At 60.1% G+C, this 25,460-nt stretch carries 21 protein-coding genes and 1 pseudogene; 19 read left to right on the forward strand and 3 right to left on the reverse strand.

Annotated features, from left to right (window positions below):
- Window positions 1–95: 95 nt before the first annotated feature.
- From LVY75_05790 to LVY75_05800, 3 genes are read left to right on the forward strand one after another with little or no spacing between them, the layout of a single operon-like run.
- The gene (locus LVY75_05790) at window positions 96–1,130 is read left to right on the forward strand and encodes a LacI family transcriptional regulator (protein ID XAZ19667.1); all 1,035 of its coding nucleotides are present in this window, start codon (window positions 96–98) and stop codon (window positions 1,128–1,130) included.
- A gap of 37 nt (window positions 1,131–1,167) precedes the next feature.
- Window positions 1,168–2,265 carry a sn-glycerol-3-phosphate ABC transporter ATP-binding protein UgpC gene (ugpC, locus tag LVY75_05795; GenBank protein ID XAZ19668.1) on the forward strand — a complete coding sequence of 366 codons (1,098 nt, stop codon included), beginning with the start codon at window positions 1,168–1,170 and terminating at the stop codon, window positions 2,263–2,265.
- Window positions 2,266–2,267: 2 nt separating this feature from the next.
- Complete coding sequence (locus LVY75_05800) at window positions 2,268–4,514, forward strand: glycoside hydrolase family 95 protein (GenBank protein XAZ19669.1); 2,247 nt, start codon at window positions 2,268–2,270, stop codon at window positions 4,512–4,514.
- Between the two features lie 141 nt (window positions 4,515–4,655).
- Here LVY75_05800 and LVY75_05805 read toward each other — a convergent pair whose 3' ends face one another.
- Window positions 4,656–6,269: a right-handed parallel beta-helix repeat-containing protein gene (locus LVY75_05805; GenBank protein XAZ19670.1), complete on the reverse strand. Its 1,614-nt coding sequence runs from the start codon at window positions 6,267–6,269 to the stop codon at window positions 4,656–4,658.
- A 325-nt stretch (window positions 6,270–6,594) separates the two neighbouring features.
- Here LVY75_05805 and LVY75_05810 point away from each other — a divergent pair, with 325 nt between their 5' ends.
- The 8 genes from LVY75_05810 to LVY75_05845 all read left to right on the forward strand — a co-directional run bounded on the left by LVY75_05810 (window position 6,595) and on the right by LVY75_05845 (window position 15,973).
- Entirely contained in the window at window positions 6,595–7,728 is a 1,134-nt protein-coding gene (locus tag LVY75_05810) for a transporter substrate-binding protein (protein ID XAZ21333.1), read from the forward strand.
- The gene (locus LVY75_05815; protein ID XAZ19671.1) at window positions 7,725–8,306 is read left to right on the forward strand and encodes an ANTAR domain-containing protein; all 582 of its coding nucleotides are present in this window, start codon (window positions 7,725–7,727) and stop codon (window positions 8,304–8,306) included. Before LVY75_05810 ends, LVY75_05815 begins: the two co-directional genes overlap by 4 nt.
- Window positions 8,307–9,155: an ABC transporter permease gene (locus LVY75_05820; protein ID XAZ19672.1), complete on the forward strand. Its 849-nt coding sequence runs from the start codon at window positions 8,307–8,309 to the stop codon at window positions 9,153–9,155.
- Entirely contained in the window at window positions 9,155–10,075 is a 921-nt protein-coding gene (locus tag LVY75_05825; protein XAZ19673.1) for an ABC transporter permease, read from the forward strand. Before LVY75_05820 ends, LVY75_05825 begins: the two co-directional genes overlap by 1 nt.
- Window positions 10,076–10,100: 25 nt before the next feature.
- A complete protein-coding gene (locus tag LVY75_05830; GenBank protein XAZ19674.1) occupies window positions 10,101–11,720 on the forward strand; it encodes an ABC transporter substrate-binding protein in 1,620 nt (539 codons plus the stop codon).
- Between the two features lie 66 nt (window positions 11,721–11,786).
- Entirely contained in the window at window positions 11,787–12,731 is a 945-nt protein-coding gene (locus LVY75_05835) for an acetamidase/formamidase family protein (GenBank protein ID XAZ19675.1), read from the forward strand.
- On the forward strand, window positions 12,728–14,404 hold the full coding sequence (locus LVY75_05840) for an ABC transporter ATP-binding protein (protein XAZ19676.1): 1,677 nt from the start codon (window positions 12,728–12,730) through the stop codon (window positions 14,402–14,404). Before LVY75_05835 ends, LVY75_05840 begins: the two co-directional genes overlap by 4 nt.
- 501 nt (window positions 14,405–14,905) lie before the next feature.
- Window positions 14,906–15,973 (forward strand): porin, encoded by a 1,068-nt coding sequence (locus LVY75_05845; protein XAZ19677.1) that lies wholly within the window; start codon window positions 14,906–14,908, stop codon window positions 15,971–15,973.
- 383 nt (window positions 15,974–16,356) lie between these two features.
- Here the strand turns inward: LVY75_05845 and LVY75_05850 are convergent.
- Both LVY75_05850 and LVY75_05855 read right to left on the reverse strand, forming a co-directional pair.
- Window positions 16,357–16,732: pseudogene (locus LVY75_05850) on the reverse strand (DoxX family protein).
- 153 nt (window positions 16,733–16,885) lie between these two features.
- The gene (locus LVY75_05855; protein ID XAZ21334.1) at window positions 16,886–17,602 is read right to left on the reverse strand and encodes a GntR family transcriptional regulator; all 717 of its coding nucleotides are present in this window, start codon (window positions 17,600–17,602) and stop codon (window positions 16,886–16,888) included.
- Window positions 17,603–17,896: 294 nt separating this feature from the next.
- Here LVY75_05855 and LVY75_05860 point away from each other — a divergent pair, with 294 nt between their 5' ends.
- Genes LVY75_05860 through LVY75_05895 form a run of 8 tightly spaced genes read left to right on the forward strand, consistent with a single transcriptional unit; the run spans window position 17,897 to window position 25,410 of the window.
- A complete protein-coding gene (locus LVY75_05860; GenBank protein ID XAZ19678.1) occupies window positions 17,897–19,024 on the forward strand; it encodes a BMP family ABC transporter substrate-binding protein in 1,128 nt (375 codons plus the stop codon).
- 20 nt (window positions 19,025–19,044) lie between these two features.
- Entirely contained in the window at window positions 19,045–20,175 is a 1,131-nt protein-coding gene (locus LVY75_05865; protein XAZ19679.1) for an ABC transporter permease, read from the forward strand.
- Window positions 20,175–21,101 (forward strand): ABC transporter permease, encoded by a 927-nt coding sequence (locus tag LVY75_05870; GenBank protein XAZ19680.1) that lies wholly within the window; start codon window positions 20,175–20,177, stop codon window positions 21,099–21,101. Before LVY75_05865 ends, LVY75_05870 begins: the two co-directional genes overlap by 1 nt.
- An 18-nt stretch (window positions 21,102–21,119) precedes the next feature.
- A complete protein-coding gene (locus LVY75_05875; protein XAZ19681.1) occupies window positions 21,120–22,136 on the forward strand; it encodes a formamidase in 1,017 nt (338 codons plus the stop codon).
- A gap of 11 nt (window positions 22,137–22,147) precedes the next feature.
- Window positions 22,148–22,849 carry a cysteine hydrolase gene (locus tag LVY75_05880; protein ID XAZ19682.1) on the forward strand — a complete coding sequence of 234 codons (702 nt, stop codon included), beginning with the start codon at window positions 22,148–22,150 and terminating at the stop codon, window positions 22,847–22,849.
- Window positions 22,846–24,396, forward strand: a complete 1,551-nt coding sequence (locus LVY75_05885) for an ABC transporter ATP-binding protein (GenBank protein XAZ19683.1) — start codon at window positions 22,846–22,848, stop codon at window positions 24,394–24,396. The genes LVY75_05880 and LVY75_05885 overlap by 4 nt, the downstream gene beginning before the upstream one ends.
- Complete coding sequence (locus LVY75_05890; protein XAZ19684.1) at window positions 24,396–25,064, forward strand: cysteine hydrolase; 669 nt, start codon at window positions 24,396–24,398, stop codon at window positions 25,062–25,064. Before LVY75_05885 ends, LVY75_05890 begins: the two co-directional genes overlap by 1 nt.
- Window positions 25,057–25,410: a cupin domain-containing protein gene (locus LVY75_05895; GenBank protein XAZ19685.1), complete on the forward strand. Its 354-nt coding sequence runs from the start codon at window positions 25,057–25,059 to the stop codon at window positions 25,408–25,410. Before LVY75_05890 ends, LVY75_05895 begins: the two co-directional genes overlap by 8 nt.
- The last annotated feature ends 50 nt before the right edge of the window (window positions 25,411–25,460 follow it).

A 25,460-nucleotide genomic window follows, 5' to 3' on the forward strand; every position in this document is an offset into this window, starting at 1 on the left:
GCAATACTGGTGGGCGGCGGAGTGCTGGGCTATACGACGGAAAGGCGCCTGGCCAGGTGTCATTTCCCATGGATGAACGCAGGAGCCCGCTCGAAATGCAACAGACGGACCAGACAGCCGGAAAGAGGCGCGGAGCCACGATCATCGACGTTGCCAGGGTGGCAAACGTCGCAGTCGGCACCGTGTCCCGCTATCTCAACGGCCAGACGATCCGCCGCTCCAACCGCGAACAGATCGAGCAGGCGATCCAGGACCTCGGCTACCGGCGCAATGCCGCCGCCGCCTCGATCCGGACCGACCTCACCCATATGATCGGCTTCCTGGTGCCGACCTTCGACGAATTCCATTCCCGCATGCTCGAGCATCTCGCCCATTCGGTTCGTCCAACCGGACGGGCACTGCTGACTTACTGCCATGGCGGTGATCCGCGCGTGGTCGCCGAGGCACTCGATTTCTTCGCCGCGCAGCGTGTCGATGCGCTGGTCATGGACGGCACTGCGGAAGTTTATGACCGTGTCGACGACCTGATCCATCACGACATTCCGATCATCTTCTATAACAACGACGTTCGCGGGCTGGCAGCAGACCGGGTCATGGTTGAGAACCATCGGGCGAGCTATCGCATCGTCAGCCACCTCATCGATCTCGGCCATAGCCGCATCGGCATTTTGACAGGCGATCCGCGCAATTCTTCGGGTATTGAACGGCTGGCGGGCTATGAACAGGCGTTGCGCGACCGGGGTATCACAATCGATCCTACCCTCGCGGCGCGTGGAAACTGGCGCATGGACGGCGGTTATGAGGCCACCAAGCGATTGATGTCGCTTGAAAATCCGCCCACCGCGATCTTTTCCGCCAATTATGGCATGGCAGTCGGAGGGCTGAGCTGGCTGAAGGAGAACGGCCGGCACGTGCCCGAGGATGTTTCGCTTGCCAGCTTCGACGATGTGGCAATCTTCCGGCTCTACGAAGCCGGCATTACGGCCGTCGCCCAGCCGGTGGCAAGCATTGCTGAAACCATCACGGACATTCTCGTGGAACGCCTGACGGAGCCGTCAGGCGGTGTGACGCGCAGCGTCGTCCTCGAATGCGACATCATCCTGCGAGGCTCGACGCGACGGATCACCTGACGCGTTCTGCCCGCCAAGCGGTTAAAGGGAGGAAGCTTTGGCCAGTGTAGAGTTGCACGATATCGACAAATCCTATGGCAGCTTTCAGGCGATAGAGGGGCTCAATCTGAGCGTCGATGACGGTTCGTTCACGGTCTTCGTCGGCCCCTCCGGCTGCGGAAAGTCGACGCTTCTGCGCATGATCGCCGGCCTGGAGAAGATCACCGCCGGCGACCTGACGATCGGCGGACGGCGCATGAACGAGGCCGATCCGATCGAACGCGGCGTCGCCATGGTTTTCCAGAATTATGCGCTTTATCCGCATATGACGGTGGAGCAGAATATCGGCTTCTCGCTGCGCATGGCCGGCATGGGCAAGGTCGATATCGACCGGAGCGTTGCCGCTGCCGCCTCGACCTTGCAGATCGAGCCGCTCCTGAAACGCAAGCCCGCTCAACTCTCTGGCGGACAGCGCCAGCGCGTTGCGATCGGCCGTGCGATCGTTCGCAACCCCGCCGTCTTCCTGTTCGACGAACCCTTGTCGAACCTCGATGCGGAGCTCCGAGTCTCCATGCGCGTAGAAATCGCCAAACTGCACCGGCGCATCGGCGCGACGATGATCTACGTCACGCATGACCAGACCGAAGCGATGACACTTGCCGATAAGATCGTCGTCATGCGCGCCGGCAAGATCGAGCAGGCAGGCACGCCGAATACGCTTTATGCCGATCCCGACAATTTCTTCGTCGCCGGCTTCATCGGCTCGCCGCGGATGAATTTCCTCGATGGCACGCTCGGCGCGGACGGGGTGATCAAGCTCGATTGCGGCACTGCTTTCAGAGCAGCCATCGTCGGTCCGGGCAAGGACATGCCGGTCAAGGTCGGCATCCGCCCGGAACATTTCACCGGACAGGACGAAGGAGGCGGCGCGATCGATGTCACAGTCGACGTCGTGGAAAACCTCGGAGGAACCCGCTTCATCTACGGAACTCTCACCTCGGGCCAATCCGTCATCATCGAGGACCGCTCGGAAAGGACGCTGCGCCCGGGCGAGACGGTCAGCGCCGGCTTTTCCGCGAGAAAGGCGCTGCTCTTCAGCGTCGACGGCCTTCGGATCCGCGACATCAGACCGGCAAACAGCATCCCGGCAGAATGATCATGACGGACAACCTTCTCTGGTACAATGCCCCTGCGCGGCTCTGGACGGATGCGCTACCGCTCGGCAATGGTCGGCTTGGTGCTATGGTCTTCGGCGACGCTGTTTCCGAACGACTGCAGATCAACGAGTCCACCTTCTGGGCCGGCGGGCCCTACCGGCCGGTCAATGCCGATGCCTATGGCCACCTGGAGGATGTACGGGAGCTGATCTTCGCAGGCCGCTACGCCGAAGCGGAAGCGATGGCCGAAGAACATCTGATGGCGCGGCCGATCAAGCAGATGTCGTACCAGCCGGTCGGCGATCTCCATATCGATTTCCTCCATTCGCAGACCGTCGGCAGCTATCGTCGCATGCTCGATCTCGATACGGCGATCGCCACGACTTCCTACATTTCCGATGGCATTACTTTCTTTCGCGAAGCCTTTGTTTCCCCAGTCGACGGTGTGCTTGTCGTACGCCTTTCGGCAGATCGGCCCGGAGCCATCAGATGCCGGATATCAATCGACAGTCCGCAGCGGGGACAATTCGTCGAGCAAAACGGCCCGGAACTCACTTTCTCCGGCGCCGGCAAGGCGGAATGGGGCATCCCCGCCGCCCTGCGCTTCGCCTTCGGCATCAGGGTGGTCAACATAGGAGGAAGTGTCAGCTCTTCCAGCGGCATACTATCCGCCGAGGGCGCCGACGAGCTGCTGATCCTGCTCGATGCAGCCACGAGTTTCCGCCGTTATGACGACGTCTCCGGCGACGCAGATGGCATAATTGCCGAACGCCTTTCGAAAGCCGCGCGCCGTAGCATCGAGAGCATGCGCCGTGACCATATCACCGAACATCAAAGGCTGTTTCGGAGCTTCACTGTCGATCTCGGCACGACACCGGCAGCTTCTCAGCCGACAGATCGTCGTATTGGTGGCTTTGCCGAAGGCAATGATCCCGCACTGGCTGCCCTTTATGTGCAGTTCGGCCGCTACCTGATGATCGCCTCATCGCGCCCTGGCGCCCAGCCGGCAAACCTGCAGGGCATCTGGAACGAGGAGACCGACCCGCCCTGGGGCAGCAAATATACTGCCAACATCAATCTGCAGATGAACTACTGGCTGCCGGCGCCTGCCAATCTGCCGGAATGTATCGAGCCTCTTGTCGAGATGGCGGAAGAGCTTGCCGAAACCGGCAGCGAGATGGCTGAGGTGCACTACCGCGCCCGCGGCTGGGTCATGCACCACAATACCGATCTCTGGCGTGCGACCGGTCCGATCGATGGTGCCAAATGGGGACTCTGGCCGACTGGTGGCGCCTGGCTTATGGCGCAACTGCTCGACCTCAGCGATTATCTTGATGACGCCGAAGGCTTACGCCGGCGGCTTTTCCCTGTTGCCAAGGCCGCTGCCGAGTTTATCTTCGATGTGCTGGTTCCTCTTCCGGGCACCGATTATCTGGTGACCAATCCTTCGCTCTCCCCGGAGAACGTCCATCCGCGTGGCGCCTCCCTATGTGCCGGGCCGGCCATGGATAGCCAGATCATCCGGGATTTCCTCAATCTGCTGCGCCCGCTCGCAGTCTCCATCGGCGGCGAAGACGCACTGGTCTCCACGATCGACCGCGTGTTGCCGCGCCTACCGCCCGACCGGATTGGTGCTGCCGGTCAGTTGCAGGAATGGCTTGAAGACTGGGATATGCAGGTACCGGAGATCCATCACCGCCATGTCTCGCATCTCTACGGCCTCTATCCGAGTTGGCAGATCGACATGGACAGGACGCCCGCGCTTGCCGCGGCGGCCCGCCGCTCACTTGAAATCCGCGGTGACGACGCGACGGGCTGGGGCATCGGCTGGCGCATCAATCTCTGGGCACGGCTTCGTGACGGCGATCATGCGCTCGATGTGGTCAAAATGCTGATCAGCCCCGAGCGGACCTATACCAATCTGTTCGACGCCCATCCGCCCTTCCAGATCGACGGCAATTTCGGTGGGGCCACCGGCATCCTGGAAATGCTGGTGCAGTCTCGCCCCGGCGAAATTCACCTACTCCCGGCCTTGCCCAAAGCCTGGCCACGCGGCTCAGTGCGCGGTTTGCGCGTGCGGGGTGGCATGCTTCTCGACCTCGACTGGGAGAATGGCAGGCCGGTGAAGATTGCGATTTCGGCAGCACGGGATATTCAGACCGCCATCCGTTTTGCGGACGGCAGGTTCACCATCACCCTTGCCGCTGGCCAGACTTTCATGGCGAGCAAGGACGACCTCTTCGTATAGAGGTCGAGCCTCTGCGTGAACTTAGCTCTTGGTGGCACGCGTTGATTATCAGACCAGCAGGCTGCGGACTGGCGATATCGGCGTCGATCTTGTTTCGCGCTGCTTCGAAAGCGGATATTTTCGCCGCTCGCTCTTGCGTTCCTAGGTTTGGGATTCCTCAGAGTATTCGGCTGGTGTCGGCCATATGAGTGCGAATAGCGGATCAAAGACATCGATCCGGCCGGTTTCTTGCCAGGCGCCGACACAATAGTTGGATGGCGCAAACAAACGGCGCGATTTATCCGGCAACTCGATCGGGAAAGCTACTGCCGGCGGAGCCTTGGTCATCCTCAATCCGGATGGCAGACCAATGGTCCGATTATGGAATTGAACGTCCGCATACCTGGCATTTTCGCCGATATCATAATGCGCCTCCCGCAATCGGCCGGGAAAATCCCGGTGCGAGATCACGTCGCCGTCAAAGACAATGCCAAGAGACCTCCAGGAACGGGTAAAGCAATTCTCTTCAAAGCGGAGCAGATCTTCCTGTTCGCTCAAGGGACAGAAGTCCAAGCTCCAGCCTGATCCGAATGGAGAACAACTCTCCCATTTGAATTTATCGGCGTCAGTCGCATAGCCAATGAGGTTGTTGCGATGCTCCAGCTTCGCAAATCTCTTCTTCTTGGCAATCGGCGCTCGAAGGAGCCAGGTATTGTTGAAGACGTAATGCGGTCCATCCGCAATATGCTTTTCGGGAAACTTGAAGAGTACGCCCTTGGCATGCTTGTCGCCTTCGGGTCCGGGAATGTGAATGTTCCAGCCAAGATTGCCATAGACATAAAAATAGCCGGAGCGCTGCATTTCGAAGGAAAACGGCATGTAGCAATCGACGAACTGGTTTCGACGGATCGTCCAGTTCCATGCGAAATTCTCGGGCTCGACGGCATTGTCCTTTATCCGCACGAACCAGTTATCTTCGATGAGTATATTCCGGGCGAAGGCCTCCTTGGTGGACTCCGATGCCTGATTGAAGAAATGAACGCCGTTGAATGCGTCTGTGATGACGTTGTCGCGGATGATGACATATCCGGCAATGGTCCAGGCGCGGAAGAAATCGCCGTCATAGGCACGTGCATCGCCGTTCGGATCAACCGGACCATCCTCGTCGCCAGATCCGTGCACCTGCTTCCAGAGGATATCGCTCCAAAGCCTGCAGTCCGTCGGGGACAAGTCGGCACGAACGTGACCATTGCCCCTGATCGATAGAACGTCGTCTTCGCCGTGGCTTTTCGTATCCTGCACCCAGCTGCATTTTTCGACGAGCAGGTGACGCGTGTAGGGGCCGGCCGCACCGATCGCAATGCATCCTCCCCTGAAATCGACGCGGCGTATGAAAATGTGCTGGCAATTGTCGAGGTATATTGCTGTCGGCCAGCAGTTCCTGAAAACCAGTTCGTCGATGATAACCCATTGGCAGTCGCGCAATGTCAAAGCCGCATTGTCGGCCATGAAATAGATACCGGGAAACGAACCGCCCTTCTGGTGAGCGGCAGCCAGTTTGTTCGCAGTTTCCTGGTAGGCGTCGAAGTCCATATCAGAGCCCAGGGTTGCTCCCGGACCGGTGATGCATATAGGACGTTCCTCGGAACCTCGTTTACCTGTTATCGTTATCGGATCGGAGTAACGGCCTTTTTTCAGGTAAAGCTCATCACCCGGTCCGAGCCGGTTGAGCTTCCTATTGATATCTTCGGCATTGACCTTTATTTGCGCTTTCATTCAATGCCGCCCCAATAAAAAACGTCATCGACACTATCGTCTGAGTTGATGTTTTTGCAAGCACTCCCGCTGATGTCTCGCACGGCGCAAAAGCTTCATCGTCAGGCCTTCGGCCTGCAGTTGTGATCTTACGGTGTCGCCCCTCGTATTTCGCCCGACGCGCGCTTGACAAAGTTGAAGTGCCTGTATTTTATTCAAGCCTGCGGATTAGGCAAAACGCTCCGCATTCTCACATGACTTCGATAGTCGCTGGGCAGTTTCGCCCCATGATGGCCCCGTCGCGGATGGGACGCTTTCATGGGGTTTTTTGGTTTTTGGCTTGAAGATGAATGATGCGTTGAAAATTGGCATTCTTTACTCCACCACCGGCCCCTACGGCTCGATGGGGCGCGACGCACGCGATGGCGCAGAATTCGCGATTGCCGAATTCGCCGCGACGAGCGGTCGGCCGGTCGAACCGGTCTTCTTTGATCCGCAAGCTGATCTTGCCGCCTATCTCGAAGGTGCCCGTCGTCTGCTGCGTGCCGGCTGCCGTCATATCGTCGGCACCATTACCTCGGCCGCCCGCAAGGAGGTCATCCCGCTTATCGAAAAACATGACGCGCTGCTTTGGTACATGTGTCCCTACGAGGGTTTCGAGGCGAATGAGAATGTCATCTATGTCGGTGGTTGCCCCAACCAGCATCTCCTGCCGCTTTTTGAGCACCTGATCCCACGCTACGGCAACCGGCCCTATCTCGTCGGCGCCAATTATGTCTGGGGCTGGGAGATGAATCGGCTTGCCCGTGAACTCACTGCCAATGCCGGTGGCGAGGTCCTCGGAGAGCGCTATCTGCCGCTTGAGGAAACCGCAGTCGAGCGCATTGTCGCCGATATCGAGCAGCGCCGTCCGAGCTTCATCCTCAACAATCTGATCGGGCCGTCGAGCTATGCCTTCCACGAAGCGATCCGGCGGCTTGCCGATCGCGACCCCGCCTTCCGGCCGGAGAACTGCCCTGTTGTCAGCTGCGACCTGATGGAATGCGAGCTCGATGATATCGCACCGGGGGCCGCGACTGGCCAGCTCTGTGCCGCCTCCTATTTCGACAGTATCGCGACATCCGAAAACGCCGAATTCAAGCAGCGGATCGTGGCCCACTTTGGTGCCGAACGCCGTATCTCCAGCGTCTTTGCCAGTGCCTATACAGCCGTGCGGCTCTGCGTCGATGCGATTGTGGCGGCCGGGGTTGACGAGCCTTCTGCGGTACGCAGGGAATTGTACGGCAAGAGCTGGGCGACACCTTTCGGCGCGCTCAACATCGACCGTGAGACGAACCACGCGGCCCTGCCCTTCCACCTCGGTTGCATCAATGCTCAGAACGGCTTCGATGTGATCGCCTCGCGCCCGCCGCTCGCCGCCGATCCCTATCTGACCGGCCGCAGCAAGGCGTCTTCGCCGAGATTGCGGGTGGTATCATGAAGCAAACACCCAATTTCACCGGCTGGCATGCCGTCGTCCTGCACCGCGAGGATGGCAATACCGAAAGGCTGATCCGTCAGCTGCGTCTGCTGGGCTTGTCGGCCACGCTGCAGTGGGCGCCACTTTCAGCCGCAGCCGTACCCGACCTTGTCATCGTCGATGCCGACCAGGGTTTTGATGGTCTCCTGCCCTGGAGCGGTGCGGCTCCGACATGTCCCGTCGTCGCGTTGCTCGGCTCGGAAGCGCCTGGCCGTATCGCCTGGGCGCTCAGCCAGGGTGCCGGCGCCGTTATCGCCAAGCCGATTGCAGCCTCCGCGGTCTATCCGGCCCTTGTCATGGCCGTCTCCATTCATCAGGAGCGCAAGAGTGTCGCCGAGCGCCTTCAATATCTGGAGGAACGCATACGCCTGCGCCCGCTCGTACATGCCGCCGTCGAAAAACTGATGAAGGCGCACGCCGTCGATGAGGAGCGCGCCTATTCGATCCTGCGTAACTGCGCCATGCGTCGCCGGCTGCCGATGGAACAGATCGCTGCCTTCATCATCGGCGGCATAGAACCGCTGCCGGAGGCGGGTTGAATGCGAGTATTGAAAGCCATTTTAAGGCAGCCGACCGCCCTTTTTGGCCTTGTCGTCGTGCTTATCGTCATAGGCCTTGCGGTGGCGGCCCCCTGGATTGCGCCCTTCAATCCCGATGAGCAGATGTTCGACGGATTGTCGCTGGAAGGCGCGCCGCTACCGCCCGGCGGCCCCTATCTGCTCGGCACCGATACGCTGGGGCGCGACCTCTTCTCGCGCATGCTCTTCGGTGCGCGCACTTCGCTCGTCATCGGGCTCGTCGCCAACGGCATCGCGGTTGCGATCGGCCTCTTGATCGGCATCCTCGCCGGCTACATGCGTGGCATCGTCGGCAATATCCTGATGCGCTTCACCGATCTGATGATGGCATTTCCGGCGTTGCTGCTGGCGATCGTGCTTGCCGCGCTGCTGCAGCCGAGCCTTTGGATCGTCGCCATGGTGATCGCGCTCGTCAACTGGGTACAGGTTGCCCGCATCGTCTATACCGAGACGCGCGGACTGGTGGAACGTGATTTCATCATGGCCGAGCGCTCGCTCGGCGCCGGGCACATGCGCGTGCTCTTCCTGCATATTCTGCCACATCTGGTGCCGACGGCGATTGTCTGGGGCACGCTCGGCATCGCCACGACAGTGTTGCTGGAGGCAACGCTTTCTTTCCTCGGCATCGGCGTACAGCCGCCGCAGCCATCCTGGGGCAACATCATCTTCGAAAGCCAGAGCTATTTCCAGGCTGCCCCGTGGCTCGTCTTCTTCCCTGGTGCGATCATCCTGCTGACGGCACTCTCCTTCAATCTCGTCGGAGATGCGCTGCGCGACATTCTCGATCCGACCCAGCGCGGGAGAGGCTGATGATCTTCCTTATCCTTCGCCGGCTCGTTCAGGCATCCCTCATTCTTCTTGGCGTCGCCGCCATCACCTTCGTGCTGCTCTATGCGCTGCCGGCCGATCCCGCGCGCATGATCGCCGGCCGCAGCGCCACGGCGCAAACTGTTGCCAACATCCGCCATGAACTCGGCCTTGACCAGCCGCTGCTCGTGCAGTTCAGCACCTATCTCTCCAACCTGTTGCACGGCAATCTCGGCCGCTCCTATGCACAGAAGACCGAGGTCTGGACGCTGATCGCCGCCCGCCTGCCGGCAACGCTCGTGCTCATGCTGGCCGGCATTCTCGTGGAAGTGGCCCTCGGCCTGACGCTCGGGACGCTCGCCGCGGTCCGTCGCGGCGGTTTCATCGACCGGCTTGTCATGACCGCCTCCTTCGTGGGCGTCTCGGCACCGCAATTCGTCGTTGCCTTGCTGCTTCTTTATGTTTTTGCCGTAACGCTCGGATGGCTACCCATGAGCGGCTACGGCACGTTCGCCCATGTCGTGCTGCCAGCCACCACCCTCGGCGTCCTTGGCGCCGGCTGGTATGCACGCATGGTGCGATCAGCGATGATCGACGTGCTCAATCAGGATTATGTTCGCACCGCGCGCGCCAAGGGCCTGTCCTCGCGCCGCATCATCTTCCGCCACGCCCTGCCGAACGCCATCCTGCCGATCATCGCCATGATCGGCATCGATATCGGGCAGTTCATGGGCGGCGTGGTCGTGGTCGAAGCCGTCTACGGCTGGCCCGGCATCGGCCAGCTCGCATGGCAGGCCATTCAGCAGGTCGATATTCCGATCATCATGGGCGTCACGCTGACATCAGCACTTGCCATCGTCATCGGCAATCTGCTCGCCGATCTCGTGGCGCCGCTTATCGATCCACGCATCCGTACACGTTGACAGCAACCAAAGAAGGGGAACCCGAATGTTCAAACGCTGGCTTCGACACACAACCATGGCAACGATGGTGGCGCTTGCCCCTATCGCCGCCAAGGCGCAGGAAACACCCAAGCAGGGCGGCGATATCGTCGTTACCTACAAGGATGACATCACCACACTCGACCCGCAGATCGGCTATGACTGGGTCAACTGGTCGATGATCAAAAGCCTCTATTCGCGACTGATGGATTACGAGCCCGGCACGCCGAACCTCGTCCCGTCGCTCGCCGAGAGCTTTACCGTTTCGCCCGATGGCCTGACCTATACGTTCAAGCTGCGCAAGGGCGTGAAGTTCACCAACGGCCGCGAAATCGTTGCTTCAGACGTAAAGTACTCGATCGAGCGTGCCGTCAATCCCAAGACGCAAGGCCCTGGTGCCGGCTTCTTCGGTGCGATCCAGGGCTTTGACGATGAAACGGGCGGCAAGACCGAAACGCTTTCCGGCATCGAGACGCCGGATGACGGCACGGTCGTCTTCCATCTTTCGCGCCCGGACGCCACTTTCCTGCACGTTCTCGCCATCAACTTCGCCTCGGTCGTACCGAAGGAGGCCGTCGAAGCGGCCGGTGGCGATTTCGGCAAGAAGCCCGTCGGCTCCGGCACCTTCGTGCTGAAGGATTGGACAATCGGCCAGAAGCTCGTCTTTGAACGCAACAAGGATTATTTCGTCAAGAACATGCCGTATCTCGACAGCTTCACGGTCGAAGTCGGCCAGGAGCCTCTTGTTGCGCTGCTGCGCCTGCAGAAGGGCGAAGTCGATATTGCCGGCGACGGCATCCCCCCGGCCAAGTTCCTGGAAATCAAGAACTCCGCCGATGGCGCACAGATGATCGTCGATGGCGAACAGCTTCACACCGGCTACATCACGCTCAACACCAAGGTGAAGCCGTTCGACAACGTCAAGGTGCGACAGGCTGTCAACATGGCGATCAACAAGGACCGCGTCACGCGCATCCTGAACGGTCGCGCAACGCCCGCCAACCAGCCGCTGCCGCCGCTGATGCCGGGTTACGACAAGTCCTTCACCGGCTATGCCTATGATGTCGCCAAGGCGAAGGCGCTGCTTGCCGAAGCAGGCTTTGCCGATGGTTTCGAAACGGTGCTCTATTCCACCAATACCGATCCGCAACCGCGTATCGCCCAAGCGATCCAGCAGGATCTCGCAGCGATCGGCGTGAAGGCTGAGGTTCGTGCGCTTGCGCAGGCCAATGTCATCGCGGCCGGCGGTACGGAAGGCGAAGCGCCGATGATCTGGTCGGGTGGCATGGCCTGGATCGCCGACTTCCCGGATCCGTCCAACTTCTACGGCCCGATCCTCGGTTGCGCCGGTGCGGTTCAGGGTGGCTGGAACTGGTCTTGGTACTGCAACGCCGATCTCGACAAGCGTGCGGTTGCGGCCGACTCCATGTCCGATCCGGCCAAGTCTGAAGAGCGCATCGCTGCCTGGGGCAAGGTCTTCACCGACATCATGGCCGATGCGCCGTGGGTTCCCGTCATCAACGAACGCCGCGTCGTCGCCAAATCGCTGCGGATGGGCGGTGCGGACAACATCTACATCGACCCGACCCGCGTCATCAATTACGACGCGATCTACGTGAAGCAGTAAGCCTTAAGGAAGCAATGCCTTCCCGGCTCGGCCGGGAAGGCTTCATAAAATCGAGGGAGACACCTTATGTGCATTGCCTGCACCCACACGATTCACCGCGCCCAGCATAATTTCGGCTGGAACAAGGATTTCGCACCGGCTGTTGTCGCCAAGCCTGGCGAAACCATCCATTTCGAATGCATGGATTCTTCCGGCGGTCAGCTCGGCAGCGACGCGACGCTGGAAACACTGAATAATCTGGATTTCGGCAAGATCAACCCGGTTTCCGGCCCGATCTACGTGGAAGGCGCCAAGCCAGGCGACGCGCTGAAGGTGACGCTCCGCAAGTTCATTCCCTCGGGCATCGGCTGGACGGCCAATATTCCGGGCTTCGGCCTGCTTGCCGACCAGTTCAAGGAACCGGCGCTGCACGTATGGTCCTATGATGCAAACAGCATGACGCCGGCCCTTTACGGCCCTGGCGGCCGCGTGCCGCTGAAGCCCTTTGCCGGCACGATCGGCGTCGCTCCGGCCGAGCCAGGCACCCATTCCGTCGTGCCGCCGCGCCGCGTCGGCGGCAACATGGATATTCGTGACCTGACGGCCGGTGTCACCCTCTATCTGCCGATCGAGGTCGAAGGCGCACTCTTCTCTATCGGCGACACGCATGCCGCGCAGGGCGACGGTGAAGTCTGCGGAACGGCGATCGAAAGCCAGATGAATGTCGAGGCAACGATCGAGCTCGTCAAAGATGCACGCCTGCAGACACCGCGTTTCACCACGACCGAGCCGGTTACCCGCCATCTCGACGGCGCCGGCTATGAAGTGACCACCGGCATCGGCCCCGACCTGATGACGGGTGCTCGCGAAAGCGTCATGCGCATGATCGATCTTTTGACCGCAGAACACGGCATGAGCGCGGTTGATGCCTATCTGCTCTGCTCCGTCTGTGGCGATCTGCGCATCAGCGAAATCGTCGATATGCCGAACTGGGTCGTCTCCTTCTACTTCCCTAGGATCGTATTCGCGTGATTGAAGCCATACCCTCGGCACCTATCCTCAGCGTTCGCAATCTCAATGTCGATGCGCGAACGCCGGAAGGTCGCAAACCGGTTCTGAAAAATATCAGCTTTGATTTGGCGAGCGGCGAAACGCTTTGCCTTGCCGGAGAATCCGGTTCGGGCAAATCGGTGACGTCGCTGTCGATCATGGGCTTGCTGCCGAAGGCCTCGCTTCAAGTCGCCTCCGGCAGCATCATGCTCGGCGAACGCGATCTGCTGAAACTTTCCGACAGGGCCATGCGCGGCGTGCGCGGCGGCGATATTGCCATGGTCTTCCAGGAGCCGATGACGTCACTCAACCCGGTCATGTCGATCGGCGCACAGCTGACGGAGGCGATCCGCGAGCATCAGGGCAGCGAGAACGCCGAAGCGACTGCATTACAGATGCTCGATGCGGTGCAGATCACCGATCCGGCAAAACGCCTGAAACAATATCCGCATGAACTTTCCGGCGGGATGCGGCAACGCGTGATGATCGCCATGGCGCTCTCCTGCCGTCCCAAGGTGCTGATCGCCGACGAGCCCACCACCGCGCTCGACGTCACCGTACAGGCGCAGATCCTGAAGCTGATGCGCGAGCTGAAATCAGAATTCGGCACCTCGATCATCCTGATCACCCATGACATGGGCGTCGTCGCCGAAATGGCCGACCGCGTCATCATCATGCAGAATGGTGGCATCGTCGAGGAGGGCCCGGCCGTCGGCATTTTCCGTACCCCGCGGCAAACCTATACGCAGCAGTTACTCTCCGCCGTACCACGCCTGGGCGCGTTTGCAGGCACGGACGGCCCGCCGCGTATCACCTCACGCAGCGTCGAGACCTTGCGTCCCGATCGCACACCAGTACTGAATGTGCGTGGTCTCAATGTCACCTATGGCGGTGCTGCGAGCTTTCTCTTCAAGGGCAAGGCGCCTGCCGCGGCAGTCAGCGACGTCTCCTTCGATATTTTGCCCGGCGAAACCCTCGGCCTCGTCGGCGAAAGCGGTTCGGGAAAATCGACGACCGGCAAGGCCGTGCTCGGCCTCATTCCTTTCACGGGCGATGTGGTCATCGACGGCCGCAACATCGCAGGGCTCAGCCATCGAGACATGCAGCCCATACGCCGCACGGCGCAGATGATCTTTCAGGATCCCTATGCCTCGCTCGACCCTCGCATGGCGGTGGGCGCTGCGATCGCCGAACCGCTAGTCATACACGGTATCGCCAGTAAGTCCGAGCGGCAGGACAGAGTTGCGGAACTTCTGCGCCGCGTCGGTCTGACGACGGACGCCGCCACACGCTATCCGCATGAATTCTCTGGCGGCCAGCGCCAGCGCATCTGCATTGCGCGCGCACTTGCACTTGAACCCAAGCTCATCGTTGCCGACGAAAGCGTTGCGGCACTCGACGTCTCCGTGCGCGCCCGCGTGCTCGACCTGATGCTGGAACTGCAGGAGAGCATGGGGCTCTCCTATCTCTTCATCTCGCATGACATGGCGGTTGTCGAACGCATGTCCCATAAGGTCGCCGTCATGCGTAGCGGCAGGATCGTCGAAACCGGCACTCGCCGTCAAATTTTCGAACACCCGGCAGAGGATTACACGAAGGCCCTGATGGCTGCCGTTCCGATCCCCGATCCTGAAGCGCGGCGAGCGCAGGTCTGAGTTTCCCGGACGCGGAGCAGAGCGCCTCCTTTGGAGCCTTGTAGCGTTGCCTCGGCCGCCGCGAATCGTCACAAGAAATCGAATTGCGGCACCGTCGAATTGGCGGTCCCGCCTGCCACATAAAACCTATATTTCAGCCGCACTTTCTCTCGGCAGCCCTTCAAGATGGGCAAATACAGGCTCGCGGCAGCAGGATATTTGATTGATTCAGGCTTCAGCGACAGACCGCCGTGCCCCATTTGCGCTCGGCCAATCCGGCTAAGTCGTACTAATATAGCCATATTTCGCCATTCTGTTTTACGTCTTGTTAATACCCGCCCAAGGAGTGTTGTACTTCTGTCACACACATGGCGGTTTAGTTAGAATTCTCTGTAAAATGAGACCATTCCTTGTTGAGCCCTCCTGCCTTTCGGTTATTTTAGGCCTTACCGAATTAATCGGGCTTTATCAGAGGGGACGTTCTTTCGTGGAACGCACTCGAACTTAGGAGATTGGCTTTCCATGAACATTCGTATGATGTTGCTTGGTTCCGCAGCTGCCCTCATCGCTGCACCGGCATTCGCAGCAGACGCAATCGTCGCTGCCGAGCCGGAACCGGTTGAATACGTTCGCGTCTGCGACGCCTACGGCACCGGCTACTTCTATATCCCGGGCACGGAAACCTGCCTGAAGATCGAAGGTTACATCCGTTTCCAGGTCAACGTCGGCTCGAACGTCGGCGGTGACAACGACTCTGACTGGGATGCTGTAACCCGTGGTCAGGTTCAGTTCACGGCCAAGAGCGACACCGAGTACGGTCCGCTCACCGGCGTTATCGTTCTCCAGGCCAATGCCGACAATGCAACGGACCAGGACACGATCCTCGACTCCGCTTACCTCGACGTCGCGGGCTTCCGCGCTGGTCTCTTCTACTCCTGGTGGGACGATGGCCTCTCCGGCGAAACCGACGATATCGGTTCTGTCGTAACGCTGCATAACTCGATCCGTTATCAGTACGAAACCGGTTCCTTCTACGCCGGCATCAGCGTCGACGAACTGGAAGACGGCGTATACCAGGGTGACTTCGATCCGGCCCTCGGCGAACTCGTCCCCAACGACGGCCCGAACAATGTCGGCGTTGCCTTCGGCATCGGCGGCACGGCTGGCGCCTTCAGCTACCAGATCACCGGCGGCTGGGACTTCGACAACGAAGACGGCGCAATCCGCGCTATGGGTACGGCTGAACTCGGCCCGGGCACGCTCGGCCTCGCTGCTGTCTACTCCAGCGGCCCGAACTCCTACTACTCGACGGCTGAATGGGCAGTTGCTGCCGAATACGCCATCAAGGCAACGGACAAGCTGAAGATCACTCCTGGTGTTCAGTATTACGGCAACTACATCGGCGGTCACAGCGCGTTCGACACCGTTCCGGATGACTTCGACGGTACCGGCGACGCCTGGAAGGTCGGTCTGACGGTTGATTACCAGATCGTCGACAACTTCTACGCCAAGGCTTCCGTCCAGTACCTGGATCCGGAAGATAGCGACGACTTCACGACGGGTTACTTCCGCCTGCAGCGTTCGTTCTAATCTGAACATTGAAGACCCCGGGATCGCATCCTGGGGTTTTTCATCACAGGCTTCTGCTTTGGTGACCTCCAATTCAGAAGAAGGAGGTCGGTTCGGTTCCCTGCCGGATCGGCCTCACCCATCGATACAGAATTCCACTCCTGTAGATGGTTCTCGCTCGCCCTCAGCCGAGGGCGAGCCTTTTCCTTGACGGGAACGTCCATCGGACGAGGTCTTTGTCGGCGGCTGAGGACCTGAAGTCTCAGTCGCCGATTTCCTTTGAGAAAAAATCGCAGCCGGTAGGCGCAACAGTGTCTGGTCGCCGGCCAGAATTCCGCCAGCCTTGTAGAAGGGCGAGGAGAGTACCGGCCGCTTCCATACTCCGCGGCGAGATCGCCGCAGGCTCAGACTATATTCAGTGGTATCAACTGGCGCAGTCTCTGGTCCCGCAGATAAAGGCCGCCCCAGGTGGCAGCCCCGAGAAGCAAGCTTACGATCTGGGGTGGCGTAAAAAAACTCGCCCAGACGGAAGTGCGTGCAAATGGCGCCGCCGAGGAAAGCGGTCACCAGTATAGCACCAAGGAAAGCTGTTTTCGGAACAGCATAAAGGATCGCGCAGATCGCGATAATCATGCCGAGCACCGGGGCGAGGTTGACGGGGAAACCGGTTGCTTCCATTTCCGTCCGTATGAAATCAGGTGCAAAAAGGTTGGTGGCCGCATCAGCAAGAAGCAGAACAACAACCAGTGCTGACAGAATTCGCCCGATCCAGATCGACATTGTCGCTCCCTCTTTAGTTGCCGGTCGCAAGCTGGCTTATGGAGCGATCTGGATGTTGTCAATTCGTCGGCAATCTCGCAATCAGCAATTTTGCGTGTCCGCGTTTGGTAACGCCTGAACTCCGAACCTTGCGGCTTCCGACGGCTGCGCTAGCTATTTCTCTCTCGCCGAGGCGAAGACCACACTGGCATCGCTGACGATTTCCACATGCGAATAGGCAGCCTTTGCAGCGGCGGCACCATCTGCCCGCATGATCGCGGTGACGATGACGTCGTGCTCGTCATAAGACTTCGCGAGCCGACCCGGCAGCCGGAACTGCGCGCGCCGGAAAGGCGCGAGCCGGGCCCGGCTTTGGGTTACCAGCTCATAGATATGCTCGTTGTGTGCGCCGCGATAGAGCCGGGTGTGGAATTCGGTATTGTGAACGGCATAGTCCTCTTCCGCACCCTGATGCACGAGCCGTGCAGACGCACGATGTTCGATTTCCAGCATACGCCGCTCGTCAACCGTCATCCTCTCGGCGGCTAGACGTGCGCAAACGCCTTCGAGCTCGGCCATCGCCTCGAACATCGAATGCAAGTAGGTCTCGGTTACATTGGTGACGACAGCGCTGCGGTTCGGCTCGCGATCGACGAGCCCCATTGCTCCGAGTTCGCGAAGCGCCTCGCGCACAGGCGTCCGCGACACTTCAAAACGAGCCGCCAGTGAAATCTCGTCAAGCTTGTCGCCCGGCAGTATCTGCCCGGTCACGATCATATCAGCAATTGCCCGCACCATCTGCTCGACGGTCGTTCCTGTCCGGATGATCTCTCTGCGCCTGACCTGCTTCAAGGAATGATTCTGCCAATTGAGCGATGCATACACATGCATTGCTAGCACGGCAAAGTCAAATAGCACAGCAAGTTCTTGTTTAAAACAAGGAAATTGCCCTTTGCATGTCCCCTTCACTTTCATTCTGAAGCATCTGACGCCAAAATTAGCTGATTTTATAGACTCTGCATAGTTTTTGATCTTACGTGACTAAAAATTGCATACACTTTTTACAGCACTTTGCAGGCGTTCGAATATTTTCAATGAATTCAATAGAATGAAATCTGGCACGGTCATTGCATACACTTTTCCGTAACCAATGAACCGGCGAAACGCCGCAAGGGGAGCATTCTGATGACCAAACTCCTTTCCATGAACCGTCGCCATTTCCTTCAGGCTTCCGCTGCCACCGCCCTGGTCGGCGCAGCCCCCGGCATCCTCTCCTCGCGCGCCCTTGCGCAGACCGCGCTGACCGTCGGCTTCATCTATGTCGGCCCAAAGGATGACTATGGCTACAACCAGTCGCACGCCGAGGGCGCGGCTGCCGTCAAGGCGCTGCCTGGCATCACCGTCGTCGAAGAAGAGAACGTGCCCGAGACCGTCGACGTTCAGAAGACGATGGAATCGATGATCAATCTGGACGGTGCGACGCTCATCTTCCCGACCTCCTTCGGCTACTTCGATCCCCACATGCTGGCCGTGGCAGCCAAATATCCCGATATCCAGTTCCGCCATTGCGGCGGCCTCTGGCAGGAGGGCAAGAACCCGGCCAATACCGGCTCCTATTTCGGCTATATCTTCCAGGGCCAGTATCTGAACGGCATCGCCGCCGGCCATGCGACGAAAAGCAAGAAGCTTGGCTTCGTCGCGGCAAAGCCGATCCCGCAGGTTCTGCAGAATATCAACGCCTTCCTGCTCGGCGCCCGCACGGTCGATCCTGCTATCACCTGCCAGGTGATCTTCACTGGCGAGTGGTCGCTCGCCGTCAAGGAAGCCGAAGCCACCAACGCGCTGGTCGATCAGGGTGCCGATGTCATCACCTGCCACGTCGACAGCCCGAAGGTCGTCGTCGAAACGGCCGCCGGCCGCGGAGCCTTCATCTGCGGCTACCACGCCAATCAGAGCCCGCTTGCCCCCGAGAAATATCTCACCGGTGCCGAATGGGCCTGGGGCAATGTCTACAGCGATTTCGTCAAGAAGGCGCAGGCCGGCGAAAAGCTCGGCAATTTCGTTCGCGGCGGCCTGAAGGACGGGTTTGTCAAGATGAGCGCGCTCGGCCCCGGCGTTTCCGAGGCAGGCCGCAGGGCCTTCGAAGCAACCCATGCGGAAATGATGAAGGGCGGTTTCTCGGTCTTCAAGGGACCGCTGAAGGATAACAAGGGCAGTTCAGTTGTGACTGCCGACAAGAGCTATGCCGAAGACGCGATCGAGCTCGAGAGCATGAATTATCTGGTCGAGGGCGTCGTCGGATCGACGGCGTAGACCGTAGAGGGAGAAGCGCCATGACCGTCCAGGCCAATGATCCCGCAATCCCAGTTGTTTCCGGAAAGCCGGCATCGTTGCGCCCCGTCCTCGAATGGATTGCGCGCCGTGCCGAACCAGTCGTCATCGGTCTTGCGGCCATCCTGATCGGTCTTGCGCTCTTCTCCCTGTTCATCCTGGCGATCGGAAAATCGCCGGCGATGCTTTTCCAGCTTATGTATACCGGCGGCTTCGGCAGCTGGTTTTCGGTGCAAAACAGCTTGAGCCGTGCCGCACCCCTTCTCCTGACGGCACTCTGCGTCGCCCTGCCCGCTCGCCTCGGCCTCGTCATCATCGGCGGGGAAGGAGCGGTCGTGCTGGGCGGCGTTGCTGCCGCGGCCATGGCCATGCCGCTTGCCGGTACTGCCCCTGTCTTCCTGACCCTTATTCTCATGGGCATTGCCGCCATGGTGGTCGGCGGCATCTGGATCGGCCTTGCCGGTTTCCTCCGCCACTATCGCGGTGTCAATGAGACGATTTCATCGCTGCTGCTATCGTACATTGCCATCGCTCTGATGAACCAGTTTGTCGAAGGGCCCCTGCGTGATCCCGCCAGTCTCAACAAGCCGTCCACCAAGCCGCTGCCCCCAGATTACATGCTCGGCAATATTCCCGGCATGGACGTGCATTGGGGCCTCGTCATCGGCATCGTCGCCTGCATTATCTCCTGGATCCTGATCGAGGTAACGAGCTTCGGCTTTGCCGCCCGCGTCGCCGGCGGCAATGTCCGCGCCGCCCAGATCCAGGGCCTTCCGGTTGGCAAGCTTATTGTCGGATTCACGGCGATCGCCGGCAGTTTCGCGGGGCTCGCCGGCATGGTCGAGGTCGCCGCAGTTCAAGGCAGCGCCAATGCCTCGCTCGCCGCAGGCTACGGCTATACCGGCATCCTCGTTGCCTTCCTCGCGCGCCACAATCCGTTGGCGATTATTCCGGTCGCGATCCTGCTCGGCGGTATCGATGCTTCGGGCGGCCTCATCCAGCGCCGCATGGGCCTGCCGGATGCCACCGTTCTAGTGCTGCAGGGCACGCTCTTCATCGTCATCCTATTCTGCGAGACCTTTTACGGCCGCTTCAAGATCTTCAATCCCGACCTCTGGAAAAGGAGCCTCTGATGGAAGAGACAGGCATCGGCATATGGGGCGTGCCCCTGGCGATCCTCGCAGGCGCCATCCGCGTTTCCACGCCCTTCATCTTCGTCAGCCTCGGCGAGACGATCACCGAGCGCTCCGGCCGCATCAATCTCGGGCTTGAAGGCACGCTGGTCTTCGGTGCGATGACAGCTTATGCCGTCGCGGTCATGAGCAATTCGCCGTGGCTCGGGGTACTCGCGGCAATGGCGACGGGCGCCGTCTTCGGTCTCGTCCATGGCTGGATCTGCAAATGGCCGAAGGTCAACGATATCGCCATCGGTATCGCCATGATGCAGTTCGGGCTCGGCCTTGCCTTCTTCCTCGGCAAGCCTTTCATCCAGCCGGCCGCGCCGCACCTGCCGGCAATACAGCTTGGTTTCTGGTCCAGCATGCCCCAGATCCAGGCCGCGCTGAATATCAACGTGCTCTTCCTGCTTGGGGCTGCCCTCGCCTTCATCCTCTGGTGGGCTTTCAAGAATACCCGGATCGGCTTGATCCTACGCGTCGTCGGCGACAGCACCGATGCCGCCCGCGCCATGGGCATCAATCCCGATCGCGTGCGACTGCTCGCCACCGCCGTCGGCGGTTCGCTGGCCGCCATCGGCGGCGCCTATCTGTCACTCTATTATCCCGGCTCCTGGAACGAGGGCATTTCGTCCGGCCAGGGCTTGATGGCCGTGGCGCTCGTCATCTTCGCCCGTTGGAATCCGATTGGCTGCTTCCTCGCCGCTCTTCTCTTCGGCGGTGCCGGCGCACTCGGCCCGGCATTACAATCGGTCGGCGTCACGCAGGGCTACTACCTCTTCTACGCGGCTCCCTACGTGCTGACGCTGGTCATCATGATCGCGACCTCCTCACCCACACGTTCGCTCGCCGGCGCGCCCGGCGCGCTTTCCCTGACGAAATAGCATGAAAGGAGCCAAGCCATGAATGGCCTCGGCGGATTGAACAAGTCGGAACATGGCGTCGGAATCGGCCTCGTTCAGCTTCAGCTTCCTGTCACCGTGACACGAGAAGACCTTGCGCGCCAGACGCAGGTCATCGTCGATCTCGTCGGCAAGGCGCGGCGCAATCAGCCGGGCATGGATCTGGTCGTCTTTCCGGAATATGCCCTGCACGGCCTGTCGATGGACATCAATCCCGAGATCATGTGCACGCTCGACGGGCCAGAGGTCGCAGCCTTCAAGAAGGCCTGCCGGGAGAATACGATCTGGGGCTGCTTCTCGATCATGGAGCTGAACCCTGAGGGCATGCCTTACAATTCCGGCATTATCATCGACGACAGGGGCGAGCTGAAGCTCTATTACCGCAAGATGCATCCCTGGGTGCCGGTCGAGCCGTGGGAGCCCGGCAATTTCGGCATCCCCGTCATCGACGGCCCCAAGGGCGCGAAGCTCGCGCTCATCATCTGCCATGACGGCATGTTTCCGGAAATGGCGCGTGAATGCGCCTATAAGGGTGCGGAAATCATGATCCGCACGGCCGGCTACACGGCGCCGATCCGCGACAGCTGGAAATTCACCAACCAGTCGAACGCCTTCTGCAATCTCATGGTCACTGCGAGCGTCTGCATGTGCGGCTCAGACGGCACGTTCGACAGCATGGGCGAAGGCATGATCTGCAATTTCGACGGCTCGATCATCGCTCACGGCACATCGGGCCGCGTCAACGAGATCATTACCGCCGAGGTGCGTCCGGATCTCGTGCGCGAAGCCCGCCTTGGCTGGGGCGTCGAAAACAACATCTACCAGTTCGGCCATCGTGGCTACGTCGCGGTCGCCGGCGGTGCCGGTGATGCGCCCTACACCTACATGCACGACCTCATCGCCGGCAAATACCGCCTCCCTTGGGAGGATCAGGTGAAGGTTACGGACGGTACGTCCTGCGGCTTCGACAAGCCGGAGCGTCGCTACGGCGAAACATTCAAACTCGCGGGTGAGTAGGAGAGAAGACGATGGACGCCTTAGTCGAAGCCAAAGGACATTATATCGACGCCGACCCCTATGCCTGGCCCTATAACGGCGCCCTGCGACCAGACAATACCGCCCTCATCATCATCGATATGCAGACGGATTTCTGTGGCAAGGGCGGCTATGTCGATCACATGGGTTACGACCTGTCGCTGGTGCAAGCACCGATCGAGCCGATCAAGAAGGTCTTGGCCGCCATGCGGGCCAAGGGCTATCACATCATCCACACGCGCGAGGGCCACCGGCCCGATCTTGCCGACCTGCCGGCCAACAAGCGTTGGCGTTCGCAGCGCATCGGCGCTGGCATCGGCGATCCCGGGCCTTGCGGGCGTATCCTCACACGTGGCGAGCCCGGCTGGGACATCATTCCCGAACTCTATCCGATCGAAGGCGAAACGATCATCGACAAGCCCGGCAAAGGTTCGTTCTGCGCTACCGATCTCGAACTGATCCTCAACCAGAAGCGTATCGAAAATATCATCCTGACCGGCATCACCACCGACGTCTGCGTTTCCACCACGATGCGCGAGGCGAACGACCGCGGCTATGAGTGCCTGCTCTTGGAAGACTGCTGCGGCGCGACCGACTATGGCAACCACCTCGCCGCGATCAAGATGGTCAAGATGCAGGGCGGCGTCTTCGGCTCCGTCTCCAACTCTCAAACCCTTGTGAGCCAGCTGCCATGAGCACAGTCCGCGACACCCCTCTTCCGCAAGCCGGCAAGGCCGTTGGGATCGACACGATCGACATGACGATGCGCTTCGGCAGCTTCACCGCCCTCGACCACGTGTCGATCAAGATACCCGCCGGCAGCTTCCACGCGCTGCTCGGCGAAAACGGCGCCGGCAAGTCGACGCTCGTCAAATGCATCATGGGTTTCTACCACGCGACATCGGGCGCGCTTTCCGTCGATGGTCGCGAAGTGGCAATCGCGTCACCGAAGGACGCTGCGACCTATGGGCTCGGCATGGTCTATCAACACTTCACGCTCGTCCCTTCGCTCACCGGAGCTGAAAACCTCGTCATCAGCCGCGCCGAAGTACCTGCCATCATCAACTGGGCGAAGGAACGCAAGGATCTCGCCGCCTTCATGGAGCGCATGCCCTTCAAGATTCCGCTCGATCGTCCGGTGAGTGAACTTGCCGCCGGCGAGAAGCAGAAGCTTGAAATCGTCAAGCAACTCTATCTCGGCCGCTCCTTCCTGGTACTGGATGAGCCGACCTCAGTGCTGACGCCTGCCGAAGCCGACGAAATGCTTGGTCTCGTGCGCGGCATGACACAGCGCGGCGAGCTGACCGTATTGATGATCTCCCACAAATTCCACGAGGTCACGAAATTCGCCGATGCCGTCTCCATCCTGCGGCGCGGCAAGCTCGTCGGCAGCGGCAAGGTGGGTGAGCTTTCCACGGCCGACATGGCGGCGATGATGATCGGCGACATCAAGCTTGCCGAACTCGACACCCGCGTTCCGATTTCCGAAGGCGCCAAGCCGGTCCTCACAGTCGAGCAGGTCAAGGCACCGGATCGCTCCGGTCTCAAGACCATCGAGATCGACAATCTCACCGTCCGCTCGGGCGAGATCGTCGGCATTGCCGGCATATCGGGCAACGGCCAGAAGGAACTGACTGAGATCCTTGCCGGCCAACGGCCGACCGATACTGGCCGCGTCAGCGTCAAGGGCGCGATTTACGGCGCGACGCGTCCGGAAACCCGCAAGAACAATGTTCGCTTCATCCCGGAAGAGCCTCTGCAGAATGCCTGTGCGCCACGCATGACGGTCAGTGAAAACCTCGCCTTCCGCACCTTCGATCTGAAGGCAGACGGCAATGATGCGATCTGGCTGAACAAGGGCAAGATGAAGAAGCGCGCAATAGACCTGATCTCCGATTTTAAGGTCAAGACGGCATCGTCTTCGTCCCCGATCGCAGCGCTTTCGGGCGGCAATGTGCAACGCGCCGTACTCGCCCGCGAACTGACGGGCGAGGTGGACCTGCTGATCGTCTCGAACCCTTGTTTCGGTCTCGATTTCTCGGCCGTTGCGGAGATCCGCGCCCGCATCATGAAAGCGCGCAATTCCGGTACGGCCGTTTTGCTGCTTTCCGAAGACCTCGACGAGTTGCTCGAAATGTCTGACCGCATCATGGTGATTTCCGAAGGCAAGCTGGTCTACGAGACCCCGGCGCGATCAGCCGATATCGGCGTCATCGGCGCGCATATGGCGGGGCATCACTGATGGCGGAGATCAAAGCAGAGCCTTTCGCCTTTCCGGTGAACCACGACCAGCTCGCCCTCGTCGTCATCGACATGCAGCGCGATTTCGCCGAACCGGGCGGTTTCGGCGCCAGCCTCGGCAACGATGTCAGCCGCATCACCAAGATCGTGCCAGATGTCAAACGTCTCATTCAGGGCTTCCGCAATGCCGGTCTGCCGGTCATCCACACGATGGAATGTCACAGGCCCGACCTCTCGGATCTGCCGCCGGCAAAAAGGGACCGTGGCAACCCGACACTCAGGATCGGCGATGAAGGCCCCATGGGCCGGATTCTGATTTCTGGCGAGCCCGGCACCGCAATCCTCCCGGAACTTGCGCCGCTGAAGGGCGAAGTGGTGATAGAAAAACCCGGCAAAGGCGCCTTTTATGCCACCGAACTCGGCGAAGTTCTGCAAGACAAGGGTATCAAGCAGCTCGTATTCGCGGGCGTGACGACAGAAGTCTGCGTCCAAACAACCATGCGCGAGGCGAACGACCGCGGTTACGAATGCCTGCTCGCCGAGGAGGCGACGGAAAGCTACTTCCCCGAATTCAAGGCGGCCGCCATCGCCATGATCCGCGCCCAGGGCGCGATCGTCGGCTGGACGGCCAGTGTCGACGATATCCTGGAGAGCATCGCCCATGCCTGAAACCACCCGCGAACTGCTCACCTCGGGCGGTTGGAAGGAGCTGAAATTCGGCCCCTTCCGCGATGAGGTGACCATCCACTGGATCAGGCCTTTCGAAGGCGACCAGCCGGGCGTGGCACTTCTGAAATACGAGGCAGGCGCCTCCGTTCCCCGCCATCGGCACGAAGGGCTTGAAACCATTCTCGTCCTCGATGGCGTGCAATCCGACGAGGCGGGCGACTACGGGCGCGGCAGTTACATCGTCAATGCACCTGGTACCGAACATTCGGTCTGGAGCGATACCGGTTGTGTCGTGCTGATCCAGTGGGACCGGCCGGTGAAAATATTGGACGACGAAGCAGCGTGAATTCGAAGGCCCATACTTCATCGCCCCGAAAGTTCGGCAAGACTCGCAGA

It is taken from the genome of Sinorhizobium sp. B11 (assembly GCA_039725955.1).
GTDB lineage: Bacteria > Pseudomonadota > Alphaproteobacteria > Rhizobiales > Rhizobiaceae > Rhizobium.

Excerpts from the sequence above, each read along its gene's own strand:
- LVY75_05790 (XAZ19667.1), top strand. The coding sequence starts at position 96 with ATGCAACAGACGGACCAGACAGCCGGAAAGAGGCGCGGAGCCACGATC.
- LVY75_05800 (XAZ19669.1), top strand. The coding sequence starts at position 2,268 with ATGACGGACAACCTTCTCTGGTACAATGCCCCTGCGCGGCTCTGGACG.
- LVY75_05805 (XAZ19670.1), bottom strand. The coding sequence starts at position 6,269 with ATGAAAGCGCAAATAAAGGTCAATGCCGAAGATATCAATAGGAAGCTC.
- LVY75_05810 (XAZ21333.1), top strand. The coding sequence starts at position 6,595 with ATGAATGATGCGTTGAAAATTGGCATTCTTTACTCCACCACCGGCCCC.
- LVY75_05815 (XAZ19671.1), top strand. The coding sequence starts at position 7,725 with ATGAAGCAAACACCCAATTTCACCGGCTGGCATGCCGTCGTCCTGCAC.
- LVY75_05820 (XAZ19672.1), top strand. The coding sequence starts at position 8,307 with ATGCGAGTATTGAAAGCCATTTTAAGGCAGCCGACCGCCCTTTTTGGC.
- LVY75_05825 (XAZ19673.1), top strand. The coding sequence starts at position 9,155 with ATGATCTTCCTTATCCTTCGCCGGCTCGTTCAGGCATCCCTCATTCTT.
- LVY75_05830 (XAZ19674.1), top strand. The coding sequence starts at position 10,101 with ATGTTCAAACGCTGGCTTCGACACACAACCATGGCAACGATGGTGGCG.
- LVY75_05835 (XAZ19675.1), top strand. The coding sequence starts at position 11,787 with ATGTGCATTGCCTGCACCCACACGATTCACCGCGCCCAGCATAATTTC.
- LVY75_05845 (XAZ19677.1), top strand. The coding sequence starts at position 14,906 with ATGAACATTCGTATGATGTTGCTTGGTTCCGCAGCTGCCCTCATCGCT.
- LVY75_05855 (XAZ21334.1), bottom strand. The coding sequence starts at position 17,602 with ATGCATGTGTATGCATCGCTCAATTGGCAGAATCATTCCTTGAAGCAG.
- LVY75_05860 (XAZ19678.1), top strand. The coding sequence starts at position 17,897 with ATGACCAAACTCCTTTCCATGAACCGTCGCCATTTCCTTCAGGCTTCC.
- LVY75_05865 (XAZ19679.1), top strand. The coding sequence starts at position 19,045 with ATGACCGTCCAGGCCAATGATCCCGCAATCCCAGTTGTTTCCGGAAAG.
- LVY75_05870 (XAZ19680.1), top strand. The coding sequence starts at position 20,175 with ATGGAAGAGACAGGCATCGGCATATGGGGCGTGCCCCTGGCGATCCTC.
- LVY75_05875 (XAZ19681.1), top strand. The coding sequence starts at position 21,120 with ATGAATGGCCTCGGCGGATTGAACAAGTCGGAACATGGCGTCGGAATC.
- LVY75_05880 (XAZ19682.1), top strand. The coding sequence starts at position 22,148 with ATGGACGCCTTAGTCGAAGCCAAAGGACATTATATCGACGCCGACCCC.
- LVY75_05885 (XAZ19683.1), top strand. The coding sequence starts at position 22,846 with ATGAGCACAGTCCGCGACACCCCTCTTCCGCAAGCCGGCAAGGCCGTT.
- LVY75_05890 (XAZ19684.1), top strand. The coding sequence starts at position 24,396 with ATGGCGGAGATCAAAGCAGAGCCTTTCGCCTTTCCGGTGAACCACGAC.
- LVY75_05895 (XAZ19685.1), top strand. The coding sequence starts at position 25,057 with ATGCCTGAAACCACCCGCGAACTGCTCACCTCGGGCGGTTGGAAGGAG.